The organism is Verrucosispora sp. TAA-831 (assembly GCF_050780145.1).
In the GTDB taxonomy this organism is placed as follows: Bacteria; Actinomycetota; Actinomycetes; order Mycobacteriales; family Micromonosporaceae; genus Micromonospora.
In genome coordinates, this window is the sequence record NZ_CP192240.1 from 1090145 (window position 1) to 1107838 (window position 17694).

Consider the following 17694-nt stretch of genomic DNA (forward strand, 5'->3'; position numbering starts at 1 on the left):
AGCGGCGTGTCGCGTGGCGCTCCGTCACGGTGTGCCCTCGCGCTACCGGCCGGAGGTGCCCGCCGGTTCCAGGTCCGGAGCGTGCGGCGGTGCCGTGTCCCGGCCGCTCGGCATCGGGTAGAGCAGTTGCAGCAGCGGACCGGCCATCGCGGTCGTCACGAGCGCCATCACGACCATCGACGAGTAGAGCTGGCCGTCGAGCATGCCGAGTTCCAGGCCGACGGCGAGGATGATCAGCTCGGTCAGGCCGCGCGTGTTCATCAGGACGGCGAGTGCGCCCGCCGGTCGTGGGGCCACCCCGCCGAGGCGGGCGGCGGCGAAGGCACCGACGAACTTGCCGCCCACCGCGACCGCCAGGATGAGCGCCAGCTCGATCGCGTCACTGACGTCCATGGTGGACAGGTTGACCTTCAGCCCGGCGACCACGAAGAAGATCGGCAGCAGCAGCATGCTGTTGAGGTGTGTGATGCGCTCGCTGACCTGGGCGGTGACGCCCTGTTCGGGCAGGACGGAGCGGGGCATCACCACGCCGAACAGGAAGGCGCCGAAGATGAAGTGCAGCCCGATCCAGTCGGTGAACGCCGCTGACAGCAGCAGCCCGACCAGGGTGATCACCAGCGCTGCCGGTCGGGGTGGACCGCCCTCGTCACGCTCGGCCAGCAGCCGACGCAGCAGCGGCCGGACGACGAGGAACATGGCCAACACGTACGGGACGAACAACAGCACCCAGACGGACCCGGTGCCGGCCCCGGCGACCGCGACCACGACGGCGAGCAGGGTCCAGGCGAGCACGTCGTCGATGGCGGCGCAGGCCAGCGCCACGCTGCCCAGCCAGGTGCGGCTCAGGCCCCGGTCGATCAGGATGCGGGCCAGCACGGGGAACGCGGTCACCGACATTGCCGCACCCATGAAGAGCACGAATCCCGGCTTGCTGTCGGTGGGGTGCCGGGGGAACAGGTAGAGGGCCAGCAGCGCACCGAGCCCGAACGGCAGGGCGATGGAGCCGGCGGCGACCGTGCCGGCCACCATCCGACGGCCCCGCAGCAGACCGGCGTTCAGCTCGGCACCGACGGTGAACATGAACAGCACGACACCGATCGTCGCCAGGGCGGTCAGGAACGGCCGGATGTCGGTCGGGAAGAGGGTGTCGGAGATCAGGCCGTTGAACAGGGTCGGGCCGAGCAGGATGCCCACCAGCACCTCGCCGATGACGGGAGGTTGCCGCAGTCGCCGTGCCACCGCGCCCGCCCCGAAGGCGAGCAGCGAGATCAGTGCCAACGCGAGGAGGAGTGTCGGGACCTGATGCGAAGACATGGGCCTGTCTCCTGGTGAGAACGGTGGGTTGTCAGGCGCCGAGAGACGGCGGTCCGGGCGAGGGTGGGCGGTGCCTAGCGGTCCGAGGTCGGCGTCACGACCGGCTTGGCGGCGGCGGTCAGCACCTCACCGGCCTGCGCGTCGCCTGCCTGCTCGCCGGTCGGCTGTGCGTCGCCGGTCTGCTCGCCGGGTTCGGTGGGCTGCTCGGGCCGGGTGACCAGATAGACGGCGGAGACGGTGACGGCGGCGGCCACGATGCCCAGCAGCAGCCGGTAGTCGAGCAGGGCGATGAGGGCCGCGCCGACGGCGATCGACATGGTCTGCGGCACGGTCACCGCGAACTCGAAGGCCGCCGACGCCCGGCCGAGCAGGTGTTCCGGCGTACGGCGTTGCAGGGCGGTGGTGGCACCGACGACCAGCCACGGGACGCAGAGCCCGAGCAGGGCCATCGCGGCGATCACCAGCGGCGTCATCTGGACCATCAGCAGCATGCTGGAGAGGGCGACCATCGCCAGGCCGATGATCACGGTCATGCTCTCGCTGGTCCGGCGCAGCACCGCACCCGCAGAGACACCGCCGATGATGGTCCCGATCGCCTGCGCCGCACCGAGTACGCCGAGGAACGTCGGCTCACGGTCCAGCCCGGAGGTGACCACGGCCAGCCCGATCGCCTCGAAGAAGCCCAGCACGAGCATGGCCAGTCCGCAGGAGATGACGAGCTGGCGCAACGTCACGGTACGGCCGATGAAGCGCAGTCCGGCGGTGATCTCGGTGCGCCAGGGCTCGCCGGACGGCACCGGCTTCGCCTCGTTCACCTTGATCGCCAGCAGTGCCCCGGCGGCCAGCACGAACAGGGCGGCGTCGATGAGGATGACCGCCTCCGGGCCGAGCCAGGCGAACAGGCCCGCGCCGACCACCGGCGCGAAGACCCGGATCAGACCACGGACCGACTGGATCAGCCCGTTGGCGTCGCCCAACAGGTCCTTGGGGATGAGGGACGGCAGCAGGGCGAGCTGTGCCGGACCGGTCACGCTGCCCAGCGCGCCATAGGCGAACATCACCACGTAGACGAGCCAGACGTGGTGGGCACCGCCGACCAGGAGCAGCAGCAGGACGACGGCGGCGAGGGCGAGGTTCGCGCCGATGAGCAGCGGGCGGCGGCGTACCCGGTCGGAGAGCAGCCCGGCGGCGGGCAGGAGAAGGCTGCCGGCGGCGAAGGAGAACATCACCAGGGCGGCGGCCGAGGTGCTCCCACTTATCGTCTTGACCCAGATCGTCATGGCGAGGAACAACGCGAAGTCGCCGAGGTTCGACGCCGTGTCCGCCAATAGGTAAAGCCGCATCCGTCGCGTGGCAAGAATCCGTGACATGTCCTTCTCCTTGATAAAGGGCGCCGACGCGGGTGCGGCCTAAAGGCTGCCCCCAAGGGTCACACAAAAGACCAGTTGAGGGGACGGATCCGTTTCCACTTGGCACAGTTCTGCCAGCGTGCCGTCGGCCGGCTCGTTGGCGGGTGCGCTCCGGAATTAGGCAAAAACGGCCCGAAGATGACGAGGTAACCGGGGTATCTGCACCAATCCTCGGTGACATGTCCGATTGGTTCCGCCCGGCTGCGGCCGTTGACACCCCGATCCGGTCACTCCTAGCGTGCTGCCTCGTAACCCGGCGGGACCCGATCCAATTGCCGGACACGGACAGTAATTCGAGGATCACTCGTCCAGCACGAATGGGGTGGACGGCGGCGCGATGAATTGCTTTTCTCTGCCCCCGCCGGTATTAGGGAGTGCGCGATGACGCGATCGCTGGTGGCTTCGGGAAACGCCGCTGGAGCGAGTGCGTCGGTCAATGTCGAGACGGTGGCGGCCAGTCTGCTGGTGCTCGCGCACGCCGGTGCCGCGCCGACCGTCACCGGCGAGCTGACCGACCCGGCGACCGGGCGGTCGGTGACCGTGTCGGCGCCGTGGCGGGCCCGCCGGTCCGTCCTCGACGCCGTCGTCGGCAAGCAGATGGCGCGCCTCGGCGCCGACACCGCGATCCGGGTAGACCACGGCGACGGGCCGCACATCCTGGTCACCGGAGCGGACGTCACCCCCTCGGCCGACGCGGCGCTGCTGGCCGGGCGCGTCGAGCGCGTCCTCGCGGCGGCGGACGACGTACCGGTCGGGGCGCTCGACCTCTGCGGCGACGAGGACCTGCGGATCGTCGCCGCGGCCCACCGCCCGGGCCGTGCCCCCGGCGAGAGCGTGCCGGCCCTGGTCCGCGCCCAGGCGCACGCCCGCCCGCAGGCCACCGCGATCGAGGACGCGACCCGCAGCGTCAGCTACGCCGAGCTCGTCGCGTCGGCCGACCGGTACGCGCACGTCCTGCGCGCGGCGGGCGTGGCACCCGGCGACGTGGTCGCGGTCGGGTTGCCCCGCCGGGCCGAGCTGGTGGTCACCCTGCTGGCCGTGTGGTCGCTGCGGGCCGCGTTCCTGCCCGTCGACCCCGCGCATCCGCGTGCCCGGCTGGACACCCTGCTCGACACCGCGGACGCGCGGTTCGCGGTGCTGGCCGACCCGCAGGCGGTGACCCGGCCGGGTTGCCGGGTGGTGCCGCCACCGGACGACGCGCCCGCCGGTGACCCGCTTCCCGCCGGTGACCCGCTTCCCGCCGGTGACCCGCTTCCCGCCGGTGACCCGCCGAGCGGTGACGACCTCGCGTACGCGATGTCGACCTCCGGCTCGACCGGCCGTCCCAAGGTGGTCGGGGTGTCGCACGCGGCGCTGGCGCACTGCGTCGTCACCTTCGCCGACCTGCTGACACCCGGCACCCCGACGGTGGCCGGCACGACGGCGCTGACCTTCGACATCTCGCTGCTCGAACTCTTCCTGCCGCTGGCCACCGGCGGTCGGCTGCTGCTGGTCGACGACGCGACGCGCCGGGACCCGGCCCGACTGGGCGGGTACCTCTCCGAGGCCCGGCCCGACCTGATCCAGGCCACCCCGTCGGGTTGGCGGCTGATCCTGCCGCACCTCTCGGGCGACCTGGCCGGGCGGACGCTGCTCTGCGGCGGCGAGGCGGTCACCACCGACCTGGCCGACCGTCTGGTGGGGACCGGGGCCACCGTGTGGAACGTCTACGGCCCGACCGAGGCCACCATCTGGTGCACCGCCCACCGGCTCGACCGGCCGGTGCCCGACCCGGTGCCGATCGGCGCGCCACTGCCCGGCACCGTCGCCGTGGTCCGGAGCCGGGACGGGCGACCGGTGCCGGTCGGGCAGGTCGGTGAACTGCACGTCGGCGGTCCGCAGCTCGCCGTCGGATACCTCGGCGACCCCGAGCGCACCGGCGCGGTGTTCCGGCACGACGAGTACCGCACCGGTGACCTGTGCGCCTGGCGTCCGGACGGCACGCTGTCGTACCACGGGCGCGCCGACAACCAGGTCAAGATCCGGGGACACCGGATCGAGCTCGAAGAGATCGAGACGTACGCCGAGCGCCATCCGGCGGTGACCCAGGCGGCGGCGGTGGTGGTCGCCGCCGCCGAGGACGACCAGCGGCTCGTGCTGTACGTGCGCAGTGGCGGGGACGGTCCGGCGGTCACCGACGCGGCTCTCCGCGAGCACCTGGCGGCGTCGCTGCCCACCGCGTTGCTGCCGCAACGGATCGTCGCGCTACCGGAGCTGCCCCTCACGCCCAGCCAGAAGGTCGACCGGCGGGCGTTGCGGGAGGCGGCGACGGCACACATCCACCGTCGGGCCGGCTCCGAGGAGACGCCATCATGAAGGTTCTGGGCATCAGCGGGCTGCACAACAGCGTCGACTTCAAACGCCGCGAGCTGCCCGACCTCGACGCCCGCGAGTACCGGGTCGTGCAGGGCCTGGACTCGGCGGCGGCACTCGTCGTGGACGGTGTGGTGCGGGCCGCGGCGGCCGAGGAGCGGTACACCGCCGAGAAGGCGACCGGCAGTTTCCCGGCGCACGCGATCCGCGACGCGCTCCGACGTACCGGCGTGACCCCCGACGAGATCGACGTCGTCGCACACGGTTTCGCCCACCGCGCCGCCGACCTGGACCTGTCCGATCCCTACCTGGCCGCCCGGTACGCCGAGGTCTACGACCCCGACGTGCAGGTGACCTGGCTGCGGCGGGAGTTCCCGAGCGTGGACTGGGCCGCCAAGCTCGTGCCGGTACCGCACCATCTCGCCCACGCCGCGAGCGCCTACTACCCCAGCGGGTACGACGAGGCGCTGGTCCTGGTCGTGGACGGGATGGGGGAGACGGAGAGCCTGACCGTGGCGGCGGGCACCGGCGGCAAGCTGGAGATCCTGCACCGCATCCCGGCGCTGCACTCGATCGGCACGCTCTACGGCGTCTTCACCATGTACCTCGGCTTCGACATGATGATGGACGAGTACAAGGTGATGGGCCTGGCCGCCTTCGGGGACCGGCGAACCCACTTCGCCGAGATGTCGAAGCTGGTCAAGCTGCTCGACGGCGGCACGTTCACGGTGTCCGCGCTGGCCGCCGACCGGGACCTGCGGGAGCGGGAGACGCACCGGGGCGTGCTGGCCCTGCTCGTCGAGCGCTTCGGCCCGCCCCGGCAGCCGGGCACCCCGGTCGAGCAGCGGCACCGGGACGTCGCCGCCGCCCTCCAGGCGGTGGTGGAACTCTGCCTGGTGCACGTGCTGCGGCACTTCCGGCGCGAGACCGGGCTACGCGACCTCTGCTACGCCGGTGGCGTCGCGCTGAACTGCTCCGCCAACGGGGTGATCGCCCGCAGCCGACTGTTCGAGCGCATCTTCATCCCGCCGGGCGCGGGCGACGACGGCTCGGCCGTCGGCGCGGCCCTCTACGCGCAGGCCCAGCAGGAGCCCGCGACGCGGATCCCGGCGATGTCCATGCCGTACTGGGGCACCTCGTACACCGACGAGGAGATCGGCGCGGCTGTCGGTGGCCGGACCGACGTGGTGGTCCGGCACGTACCGGAGCGGGCGCGGCTGCTCGCCGAGACCGCCGAGGCGCTGGAGGCCGGTGAGGTCGTCTCGTGGTTCCAGGGCGGCATGGAGTTCGGCCCCCGGGCGCTGGGCAACCGCAGCATCCTCGCGGACCCGCGGGACGCGCGGATGCGCGACCACATCAACGCGCTGATCAAGCGCCGGGAGGACTTCCGTCCCTTCGCGCCGGTGGTCACCGAAGAGGCGGCGTCGACGTACTTCGAGATCGAGCCGGGCGACGAGGAACGCTTCCGGCACATGCTGTTCACCACCCGCACGCGGTCGGAGCACCGGGACTCGCTGGGCGCGGTCACCCACTTCGACGGCACCGCCCGGGTGCAGGTCGTCACCCGCGAGGGCAATCCGCTGCTCTGGGAGCTGCTGACCGCGTTCGCCGACCGGACCGGCATCCCGGTGCTGCTGAACACCTCCTTCAACCTGCGCGGGCAGCCCATCGTGCGGACTCCGGAGATCGCCGTCGACACCATGCTGCGCGGCGGCCTGTCCCGCCTGGTCATCGGGGCGTACACGGTCACCCCGCCGGACGCCGGGACGGACCGGCCATGACCGTCGAGGTCAGCCGCGCCCCGCTGGTGGCCGCGACCCTCGCCGCCGACGACGAGGTGATGCCCGGCCTGTCGTTCCGTCGCGGCGAGGCCAGCCGGGCGCTCGACGTCACCGAGGCGGACCTGACCGCCCTCGCCGTCGACCTCGGCAGCACCCCGGCGGCGGTGCTCGCCGCCGCGACGCAGGCCCTGGTGGCCGGTGACCGGGGCCGGACCGCCGCGACGACGGCGGTGGTCGGCGTGATCGTCGCCGACCCCACCGACGGCGTCGCCCTGCGCGCGCTGCACTGCGCGGTCGAACCGGAACTACCGTTGCGGCGGCTGGCCGAGCGCGCCGCCACGGCGCTGCCGACGGCGCGTCCGGCGGGCGACGGCGAGGCACGGATCGCCGTGGTGCCGCTCGGCGCGCTCGGTGACGGACTCGACGCCGATCAGGTCGCCGAACTCGAACACGAGACCGTCTGGTGCGACGCCGTCCTGGAGTTCACCGCCCGCGACGGGCGGCTCGTGCTGCGCTGCGACCACGACGAGGACCGGTACGGCCCGGTGAGCGTCGCCGCCCACCTGGACCGACTCGACGGGATCCTGACCGAGCTGGTGGCGGGCACCGGACGGCTGCCCGCCGCGGGTACGGCGGACGCCGTGGCGGCGGCCGTGGAGAGCCTGCCCACCGGCGAGCCGATCGAGCCCGCCACCCCGACCGAGCGGCTGCTCGCCGCCGTCTGGGCCGACGTGCTGCACCTGGACCGGGTCGGCGCCGACGACAACTTCTTCGCCCTCGGCGGGCACTCCCTGCTGGCCGCCAAGGTCGTCGCCCGGACGACGGCCGAGCGCGGGGTGGCGCTCAGCGTGGACCAGCTCTTCGCCCACCCGGTCCTCGCCGACTTCGCCGCGCTCGTCGACGCCGGTGAGCCGGCGGCCGTACTGCCCGCTCTCACCGCGCACACCGGTGACCCGGTGGTGTCGTTCGGGCAGGAGCGGCTCTGGTACCTGGACCGGCTGCGGGACGGCTCGGCCCTCTACAACGTCCCGGTGCTGGTGCGGCTGACCGGCCCGGTCGACCCCGAGCGGCTGCACGACACCGTCCGGGCGGTGGTGGCCGCCCACCCGGCGCTGCGCACGGCGCTGGCGACGGTCGACGGCCGTCCGGTCGCCCGCACCGCCGACCGGACCGAGATCGACTGGACGGTGGCGGACGCCCGCGCCGGAGGCGAGCCGGAGGGGCGGCGACTGGCCGCCGCCGGGGTCGCCCGACCGTTCGACCTGGCGCAGGCCCCGCTGTTGCGGGGTGGGCTGGTCCGGATCGCCGACGACGAGTGGTTCTGCTGGCTCTCCGTCCACCATGCCGCCTGCGACGGCTGGTCGCTGGACATCCTGCTCGCCCAGATCTTCGGTAAGGAAGGGCCCCCCACTAACGCCTCGTGTATGGAAAGGGCCCCCTCCTTTCGAGCACCCACGTACGTCGACTTCGCCGCCTGGCAGCGTGCGGTGCTGACGCCGCAGGTGATCGCCGACGAGGTCGCCTGGTGGCGGCAGCGGCTGGCCGACGCACCGAGCCTGCTGGAACTGCCCGCCGACCGCCGTCGCCCGGCGGTGGCGACCCACGTCGGGGCCACCCTGCGGCACCGGCTGCGCCCCTCGACCGTGGCGGCGCTGCGGGCCGCTGCCCGGACCCACTCGGTCACCGTCTTCGACCTGCTGGTGACCGCGTACCTGCTGCTGGTCGGCCGCTGGTCGGGCCGGACCGACGTGGTGGTGGCCACCCCGGCCGCCGGGCGCCCGCTGCCCGAACTCGACGACGTGGTCGGCTTCTTCGTCAACACCGTCGTGCTGCGCGCCGACCTGAGCGGCGCGCCCACCTTCCTGGACCTGGTCGACCGGGTACGCGCCGTCTCCGCCGCCGCCCAGGCGCACCAGCAGATCCCGTTCGCCGCCCTGGTGGACGCGCTCGACCCGGACCGGGACCAGAGCCGGGCCCCGCTCGCCCAGGTGGCCTTCGGGATGAACCAGCACGCCCGGGGCCGCTGGGAGTCCGACGGCCTGGTCGCCGAACTCGACTCGGTGGACACCGGCACCGCGAAGTTCGACCTCACCTTGGCGGTGGTCGACACCGGCGGGCCGGACCTCGGGGTGGAGGTCGAGTACGCGACCGACCTCTTCGACGAGTCCACCGCCGACCGCTTCGCCACACAGTGGACGGTGCTGCTGGAGCGGCTGCTCGCCGACGTCGACGCCCCGATCACGTCGGTGTCCGCGCTGCCCGCCGAGGAGGAGCGCCGACTCCTGGACTGGGCCGGGCAGGCCCGCGACTATCCCGCCGAGTCGACCGTGGACGCGCTGGTGGCCGAGTGGGCCCGGGTGTCGCCGGACGCGGTGGCGGTGGTGGACGGGGACGTGTCGGTGTCGTACCGGTCGTTGGTGTCCCGGGCCGACGCCTTGGCGGCGCGGTTGACCGGACTGGGGGTGGGCCGCGGCTCCCTGGTGGGGCTCTGTTGTCGGCGGTCGGCCGATCTCGTGGTGGGGATGGTGGCGGTGTTGCGGGCCGGTGGCGCGTACGTGCCGTTGGACCCGGACCATCCGGCGCAGCGGTTGGGTTTCATGCTGGCGGACACGGACGCGCGGGTGGTGGTCGGGCATCGGGATCTGCTCGACCAGCTCCCGCTCGGTGACCGGCACGCCGTGACCCTGCCGGAGGCCGCCGGTGATCTCGCCCCGATCGCCGGTGCCGAGCCGGACCGGTCGGTACGCGGTGGCGACGACGCCGCCTACGTCATCTACACCTCCGGCTCGACCGGCGACCCGAAGGGCGTGGTGGTGCCGCATCGCGGCATCACCCGCCTGGTGGGTGGGACCGACTACGTCGAGCTGACCCCACGGACCGTCCTCGCCCAGCTCGCCAACGCCAGCTTCGACGCCATCACCTTCGAGGTGTGGGGTGCGCTGGCCAACGGCGGGCGGGTGGTGATCGTGCCGACCGAGACGGTCCTCTCCCCGTCGGGTCTCGCCGCCCTGCTGCGTACCCGGGCGGTGACCACGGTCTTCATCACCACCGCGTTGTTCAACGCCACCGTCAACACCGTGCCCGACGCCTTCGCCGACGTGGACCAGCTCTACTTCGGCGGCGAGAGCCTCGACCCGGGGACGGTGGGTCGGGTCGTCGAGGGTGGACAGGGTCCGGCGCGGCTGCACAACATCTACGGCCCGACCGAGGTGACCACCTTCGCCACCTACACCCGCCTGACCGCGCGACCCACCAGCACGGGAGCCATCGGCACGGCGATCGCGAACACCTGGGCCTACGTGGTGGACGACGCGGGGCGGCTGGCCGGTGTCGGCGTACCCGGGGAGCTGTGGCTGGGCGGTCCGGGGGTCGCCTGGGGGTACTGGGAGCGGCCGGGGCTGACCGCCGACCGGTTCGTGCCGGACGGCTTCTCCGGTGTGCCGGGTGCCCGGCTCTATCGGACCGGGGACGTGGTGTTCCGCCGCCCCGACGGGTCGTTGGAGTTCGTCGGCCGCGCCGACCACCAGGTGAAGGTGCGGGGGTTCCGGGTCGAGCTGGGCGAGGTCGAGACGGCGCTGCTGGGGTACCCGGCGGTGGCCTCGGCGGTGGTGGTCGCGGTCCGGTCCGAGGGTGCCCCGGTGCGGCTCGTCGGCTACGTGGAGCCGGTGGCGGGCGCCCCGGTCAGCGTGGCGGAGCTGCGCGAGTTCCTGACCGAACGGCTGCCGGAGTACGCGGTGCCGTCGGCGTTCGTGGTGATGGACACGCTGCCGATCACCCCGAACGGCAAGATCGATCGGACGGCGCTGCCCGATCCGGACACCGACCAACGGGCCGACCAGGTCGCCTTCCGGGCACCGGTCGATCCGCTCGAACAGATCATCGCCGAGGTCTGGGGCGAGGTGCTCGACGTCGCCGGGATCGGCCTCGACGACAACTTCTTCGGCCTCGGCGGGCACTCGCTGCACGCCGTGCAGGTCTGTGGACGGTTGGAGCGCACGCTGCGCACCCCGGTCTCCGTACGCCATCTCGTCGAACAACCCACCGTCGCCGATCTGGCCCGACGCCTGCGCGTCGAGGGACCCGACGCCGGCCGGCTCGACCAGATCGCCGCCGTCGTCATGCAGGTCCGCCGACTCAGCCCCACCGAACGCGCCGCACGACTCGGCACCGCGTCCGCAACGAAGGAGAACACTGGTGACGACCACTGATTCCGCCGGGTCGCTGGGGCCGACCGAGGACGACCTCATCGACCACCTGCTCGCGCAGGCGGGGATCACCGACACCGCCGCCCGGCCGGTCATCGCCGCCACCGGCGAGCCGACGGTGCTGTCGCCGGGGCAGGAACGCCTGTGGTTCCTCGACCGCTGGCGGCCCGGACTGCCGCTCTACAACGTGCCGGTCGCCTTCGCGCTGACCGGCGCGGTGGACCCCGACGCGCTGGGCGCGGCGGTGCAGCTCCTGGTCGACCGGCACGAGTCGCTGCGGACCGCCATCGACACCGAGGTGGGTCGGCCCCGGCTGCTCCGGGCCGAGGCGGGCACGCCGGTGTCGTGGCGGGTCGACGACCTGCGTACCGCCGGGACGGGAGCCGAGGCGGCGGCGCTGGACGCGGCGCGGACCGCCGTCGCCGAACCGTTCGACCTGTCGCGGGCGCCGCTGCTGCGCGCCGGTCTGATCCGGCACGCCGACGACCGGTGGCTGCTCTGGCTGTCGATCCACCACGTCGCCTGTGACGGGCAGTCGCTGGAGATCCTGCTCGGTGAACTCGCCGAGGCGTACCGGGCGTTGGTCGCCGGTGCCCGGCCCCCGGCCCGGGACCGGATTCTCGGCTACGGCGACTTCGCCGCCTGGCAGCGGGACCAGCTCGTCGGTGAGCGTCTGTCCGACGGCGTCGAGTGGTGGCGGCAGCAGCTCGACGACCTGCCGCCGGTGCTGGAGCTGCCCGCCGACCGGGTCCGCCGCCCGGTGCAGAGCTACGCCGGACGCACCCGGCACGCCGAGCTGTCGCCCGAGGTGGCCGAGGCCGTCCGGTCGCTGGCCCGGCAGCGGTCCAGCACCGTCTTCGACGTCCTCTTCGCCAGCTTCGCGCTGCTGCTCGGGCGCTGGTCGCGCCGTACCGACGTGGTGGTGGCCACGCCGGTCGCCGGTCGGCCGGTGCCGGAGGTGGACGACCTGGTCGGGTTCTTCGTCAACACCCTCGCGGTGCGAGTGGACACGTCCGGCGCGCCGACCTTCGCCGACCTGGTCGGCCGGGTCCGGACCGCCTCGGCCGACGCGCAGGACCACCAGGACGTGCCGTTCGCGGCCCTGGTGGAGGCGCTTGCGCCGGAGCGCGAGCTGGCCTGGTCGCCCCTGGTGCAGGTGCAGTTCGTGCTGCAACGTCAGGACCCCGCCGGGTGGCGGCTCGGCGACGACGTCACCGCCGCCCCGGTCGGCATCGACACCGGTACCGCCAAGTTCGACCTCACCCTGCTGGTCTACGACACCGGCGCGGACGGCATGCGGGTGGAGCTGGAGTACGCCACCGACCTCTTCGACGCCTCCACCATGGACCGCTTCGCCGCGCAGTGGTTCACGTTGGTGCAGCGGTTGGTCGCCGACGCGGACCGGTCCGTCGCCGAGGTCTGCGGTCTGCCGGATCAGGAGCGCGACACGATCGAGGGCTGGTCGGGCATCACCCGGACCTTCCCCGTCGACGCGCCCATCGGCGACCTGGTCGCCCGGCACGCGCGGCAGCGCCCCGACCACGTCGCGGTGCTCGACGGCGAGACCCGCACGACGTACGCGGACCTGCTGGCCGCCGCCGACGCGGTGGCCGCCACCCTGCGGCGGGCCGGTGTCGGCCGGGGCGACATGGTGGGTGTCTGCTGCCGCCGCTCGACCGACCTGGTGGTCGGGATGCTCGGCGCGCTGCGGGCGGGCGCGGCCTACGTGCCGCTGGATCCCAACTACCCGGCCGACCGGCTCGACTTCATCGTGCGCGACAGCGGCCTGCGGGTCGTGGTGGCGCAGCGCGACGCGATCCCGGCCGACCTGACGCTGCCCGAGGACGTCCGCACCGTGGCGATCGAGCAGGCGGTACGCGCCGACACCGCCGCCGCCCCGGACCTCGTGCCCCCGGCGGTCGACGACCCGGCGTACCTCATCTACACCTCCGGTTCGACCGGGCTGCCGAAGGCGGTCATGGTCTCGCACCGCAGCGTGCTGCGGCTGTTCGCGGCCACCGAGGAGCAGTTCCAGTTCGGCCCGCAGGACGTGTTCAGCCTCTTCCACTCCGCCTCGTTCGACGTCTCCGTCTTCGAGGCGTGGGGTGCGCTGACCCACGGCGCGACGCTGGCGGTGGTGCGCTACTGGGAGAGCCGCGACCCGGAGGCCTTCTACGAACTGGTGGAACGCGCCGGGGTCACCGTGCTCAGCCAGACGCCGGGGGCGTTCCGGCAGTTCGAGGCCGTCGACGAGCGGCGTCGGGCGGAGCTGGCCGTCCGGGTGGTGATCTTCGCGGGTGAGGCGCTGGACCCCGACGCGGTGCGTCGCTGGTGGACCCGGCACCCGGAGACCAGTCCCGAGATGGTCAACATGTACGGCATCACCGAGACCACGGTGCACACCACGTACTGCCTGCTCACCGCCGATCTGCTGGCCGAACGGCACAGCCCGATCGGGCGGCAGGTGGCCGACCTGAGCCTGCACGTGCTGGACGAGCACGGCCGACCCGCCCCGATCGGCGTACCCGGTGAGCTCTATGTCGGCGGGGACGGCGTGGCGCACGGCTACTGGCGTCGGCCGGCGCTGACCGCGCAGCGGTTCGTCGCCGACCCGGAGATTCCGGGCGGCCGGCGCTACCGCAGCGGCGACCTGGCCACCTGGCGTGCCGACGGCACGCTGGAGTACCTGGGCCGCCTCGACCACCAGGTCAAGATCCGGGGCTTCCGGATCGAGCCGGCCGAGGTGGAGGCCGCGCTGCTGGCCCACCCCGCGGTGAGCGCCTGCCTGGTGATCGCGCACGGCGAGCCGGGCACCGAACGGCGGCTGGTCGCCTACCTGGTCGCCGACGGCGACCTGACCGTCCCCGAGGTGCACGAGTTCCTCGAACCGACGCTGCCCAGCCACATGATCCCGTCCGTGGTGACGGTGCTCGACGCCTTCCCGCTGACCGCCAACGGCAAGATCGACCGGCGTCGGCTGCCGGAACCGGGCGTCGACCGTCCGGCGTTGGCCCGACCGTACGTGGCGCCCCGCAACGAGACCGAGCAGGCGCTCGCCGAGATCTGGGCGACCGTCCTGGAACTCGACCAGGTCAGCGTGGAGGACAACTTCTTCCACCTCGGCGGCGACTCGATCCGCAGCGTGCAGGTGATCGGCCTGGCCCGCGCCAAGGGGCTCGACTTCTCGTTGCAGCAACTGTTCCAGCGCACCACCATCGCCGCGCTGGCCGGGGAGGTCACCACCGCGCAGGCCCCCGCCGCCGAGCGGCGGCCCTTCGCGCTGATCTCCGAGGCGGACCGGGAGCGGCTGCCCGAGGACGCGGTGGACGCGTACCCGATGGCGGTGCTCCAGGCCGGGATGATCTTCCACATGGAGGCCGACGAGGGTCGTCGGCTGTACCAGAACGTCGACAGCTTCCACGTCCGCGCGCCGTTCGACGAGGCGCTGATCCGGCGGGCCATCGGGCAGATCGTCGACCGGCACGACATCCTGCGGACCTCGTTCCACCTCAGCGAGTACAGCGAGATGCTCCAGGTGGTGCACCGCGAGGCGGACCTGCCGGTCGAGGTGTACGACGTCCGCGAGCTGGCCGAGCAGGAGCAGGACCGCCGCATCGTCGAGGTGATCGAGGGACTGCGCGAGGTCCCGTTCGACCTGGCCCGGCCGCCGCTGTGGCGCTTCGTCTTCCACTGGCGCAGCGCGGAGTCGTTCGAGTGGACCCTGGTCGAGCACCACGCCATCCTCGACGGCTGGAGCCTGCACTCCTCGATCACCGAGATCCTCCAGCGCTACATGGAGCTGATGCGGGATCCGTCGAGCAGCGCCGACCCGAAGCCCGCCTCGACCTACCGGGAGTTCGTCGAGGCCGAGCGGGAGGCGCTCGCCTCGGCGCAGGAGCGGGAGTTCTGGTCGGCGCGGGTCCGGCAGGCCAACCGGCTCCGGCTGCCGCGCTGGCCGCAGGGCGCCGAGGTGGAACCGCTGCCGCAGGCGGAGCCCGCCCCGGACGAGCAGCCGCTGCTGGAGTGGGAACTGCCGCCCGGACACTCCGACTTCTATCGGTGGCTGGAGACGAAGATCCCGGACGACCTCTGCGCCGGGTTGGAGCGGGTGGCCGCCGGTGTCGGCGTACCGCTGAAGAGCGTGCTGCTCGCCGCGCACATGCGGGTGCTGGCCCACCTGACCGGCAGCCGTGAGGTGTCCACCGGGATGGCCTTCAACGGCCGCCTGGAGGTGCTCGACGGCACCGAGTCGCGGGGTCTCTTCCTCAACTCGTTGCCGGTGACGGCGACCGTGGCCGGCGGCACCTGGGCCGACCTGATCCGGGCGATGCTCGACGAGGAGAACGAGCTGCTGCCGCACCGCCGCTTCCCGATGGCGGAGATCCAGCGCCTGGCCGGCGGGGAGTCGCTCTACGAGTCGCACTTCGTCTACAACCACTTCCACGTCATGCGGGGTCTGGCCGACCGGGACGTCCGGATCGTCGACCCGAAGATCAACTCGTTCACCACCATGCGGGTCGAGCCGACCAACTACCCGTTCGTCTGCGGCTTCCTGCGCGACCCGGGCGCCAGCGGCCTGTTGATGGGGCTCGACTACCACACCACCGAGTTCTCGCCGGAGCAGATCCGGCGGGTACGCGGCTACTACCTGGCCGCGCTGCGCTCCATCGTGGCCGACCCGGACCGGTCGCTGGTCGAGGTGGACCTCACCTCGCCCGCCGAACGTGCCCAGGTCGACGGGTGGAACCGCACCGCCCGGGAGCAGTCTCCGGAGCTGACCGTGGACGCGCTGGTCGCGGGCTGGGCGCAGTCGACGCCGGACGCGGTCGCGGTGGTCGACGGCGAGGTGTCGGTGTCGTACGCGTCGCTGCTGGCCCGCGCCGACGCGCTGGCGGCCCGGTTGGCGGAGTCCGGCGTGGGCCGGGGTTCGTTGGTCGGCCTGTGCTGCCGGCGCTCCGCCGACCTCGTGGTGGGCATGCTCGGTGTGCTGCGGGCCGGTGGCGCGTACGTCCCGCTGGACCCGGACTACCCGGCACAGCGGCTGGAGTTCATGCTGACCGACACCGACGTACGGGTGGTGGTCGGGCACCGGGACCTGCTCGACCAACTCCCGCTGACCGGCCGCGAGACGGTCGACATCACCGACGTGCCGACCCCGTCGCCCGGCCGGGCCGCCGCCACCGCGGTCGGCACGGTCACCGAGGACGCTGCGTCGCTCATCTACACCTCCGGCTCGACCGGTCGGCCCAAGGGCGCGGTCGTGCCGCACCGTGGCATCGTCCGCCTGGTCCGGGACACCGACCTGATCCGGCCCGAGGAGCTGCGCGCCGTCGGTCAGGTCTCCAACGCCTCCTTCGACCCGCTGCTGTTCGAGGTCTGGGGACCGCTGCTCAACGGTGGTCGGGTGGTGGTGGTCCCCACCGACGTGGCGCTCTCGCCGCCGCGCTTCGTCGAGCTGCTGCGCCGCGAGCAGGTCACCGCCGTCGCGATCGTCACCGCGCTGTTCAACTCCACGGTCAACGAGATCCCGGACGCCTTCACCACGCTCAAGCAGGTCTACATCGGCGGCGAGCGGATCAACCTCGGTGCGATCGACGCCGCGGTGCGGGCGGGCGGGGCCCGGATGAACAACATCTACGGCCCGACCGAGGTCACCAGCATCTCGACCTGCAACCCGCTGGCCGAGGTCCCGGCCAGCTCCGGCGCGATCGGTGCGGCGATCACCAACACCACCACGTACGTGGTGGACGAGTGGGGCCGTCCGGTCGGCGTCGGGGTTCCCGGCGAGCTGTGGCTGGGCGGCCCGGGTGTGGCCTGGTGCTACTGGAACCGGCCGGGGCTGACCGCCGACCGGTTCGTGCCGGACGCCTTCTCCGGCGTACCCGGTGCCCGGCTGTACCGCACCGGCGACGTGGTGTCCTGGCGTGCCGACGGGACGTTGGAGTTCGTCGGCCGCGCCGACCACCAGGTCAAGGTCCGGGGGTTCCGGGTCGAGCTGGGCGAGGTCGAGGCGGTGCTGGTGGCGCACCCGACGGTGGCCTCCGGGGTGGTGCTGGCGCTGCGGTCCGGCACCGGCCCGGTGCGCCTGGTCGGCTACGCGGAGCCGGCGGCCGGCGCGACGGTGGACGTGGCCGGGTTGCGCGAGTTCATGGCCGAGCGCCTGCCGGAGTACGAGGTGCCGTCCGCGTTCGTGGTGATGGGCGCGCTGCCGCTGACCCCGAACGGAAAGATCAACCGGACGGCGCTGCCGGAGCCCGACCCCGAGCGGCCGGAGGCCGCAGGTGCCCACGTGGCGCCGCGCGACGCCCTGGAGCGGGAGGTGGCCGCTGTCTGGGCCGACATCCTCGGCGTCGAGCGGGTCGGCATCGGCGACAACTTCTTCGCCCTCGGTGGGCACTCGCTCCAGGCGGTGCAGGTGGCGTTCCGCATCCGCACCACGTTCGGGGTGGACCTGGAACTGCGCCGGATCCTTGAGGCGCCGTACGTCGAGGACCTGGCCAAGGCCATCAACGAGGCGCTCGGCGAACAGGACGACCTCCTCGCCGAGGCGCTGGACAGCGTCGAGTCGATGTCCGACGAGGACGTCCGGGCGCTCCTGGCGAACTCCTAGCCGGCCACCGACGGCCCAGTTCC

Annotated in this window: 6 protein-coding genes; 4 read left to right on the plus strand and 2 right to left on the minus strand. The window is 72.8% G+C overall.

Annotation, left to right across the window (positions count from 1 at the left end; genetic code table 11):
- Positions 1-42 precede the first annotated feature (42 nt).
- Positions 43-1314, minus strand: a complete 1272-nt coding sequence (locus ACQVFL_RS05070; protein ID WP_431728791.1) for a cation:proton antiporter — start codon at positions 1312-1314, stop codon at positions 43-45.
- Between the two features lie 74 nt (positions 1315-1388).
- Entirely contained in the window at positions 1389-2684 is a 1296-nt protein-coding gene (locus ACQVFL_RS05075) for an MFS transporter (protein WP_431728792.1), read from the minus strand.
- Between the two features lie 420 nt (positions 2685-3104).
- Between ACQVFL_RS05075 and ACQVFL_RS05080 the strand changes: the two genes are divergently transcribed.
- From ACQVFL_RS05080 to ACQVFL_RS05095, 4 genes are read left to right on the plus strand one after another with little or no spacing between them, the layout of a single operon-like run.
- A complete protein-coding gene (locus tag ACQVFL_RS05080; protein ID WP_431728793.1) occupies positions 3105-5078 on the plus strand; it encodes an amino acid adenylation domain-containing protein in 1974 nt (657 codons plus the stop codon).
- Entirely contained in the window at positions 5075-6856 is a 1782-nt protein-coding gene (locus tag ACQVFL_RS05085; protein ID WP_431728794.1) for a carbamoyltransferase family protein, read from the plus strand. Before ACQVFL_RS05080 ends, ACQVFL_RS05085 begins: the two co-directional genes overlap by 4 nt.
- Positions 6853-11064 carry an amino acid adenylation domain-containing protein gene (locus tag ACQVFL_RS05090; RefSeq protein ID WP_431728795.1) on the plus strand — a complete coding sequence of 1404 codons (4212 nt, stop codon included), beginning with the start codon at positions 6853-6855 and terminating at the stop codon, positions 11062-11064. Before ACQVFL_RS05085 ends, ACQVFL_RS05090 begins: the two co-directional genes overlap by 4 nt.
- Positions 11051-17671, plus strand: a complete 6621-nt coding sequence (locus ACQVFL_RS05095) for an amino acid adenylation domain-containing protein (RefSeq protein ID WP_431728796.1) — start codon at positions 11051-11053, stop codon at positions 17669-17671. Before ACQVFL_RS05090 ends, ACQVFL_RS05095 begins: the two co-directional genes overlap by 14 nt.
- Positions 17672-17694 lie beyond the last annotated feature (23 nt).

What these genes read in the sequence shown, in the direction of transcription:
- ACQVFL_RS05070 (WP_431728791.1), bottom strand. Translation starts at nt 1,314, where the DNA reads ATGTCTTCGCATCAGGTCCCGACACTCCTCCTCGCGTTGGCACTGATC.
- ACQVFL_RS05075 (WP_431728792.1), bottom strand. Translation starts at nt 2,684, where the DNA reads ATGTCACGGATTCTTGCCACGCGACGGATGCGGCTTTACCTATTGGCG.
- ACQVFL_RS05080 (WP_431728793.1), top strand. Translation starts at nt 3,105, where the DNA reads ATGACGCGATCGCTGGTGGCTTCGGGAAACGCCGCTGGAGCGAGTGCG.
- ACQVFL_RS05085 (WP_431728794.1), top strand. Translation starts at nt 5,075, where the DNA reads ATGAAGGTTCTGGGCATCAGCGGGCTGCACAACAGCGTCGACTTCAAA.
- ACQVFL_RS05090 (WP_431728795.1), top strand. Translation starts at nt 6,853, where the DNA reads ATGACCGTCGAGGTCAGCCGCGCCCCGCTGGTGGCCGCGACCCTCGCC.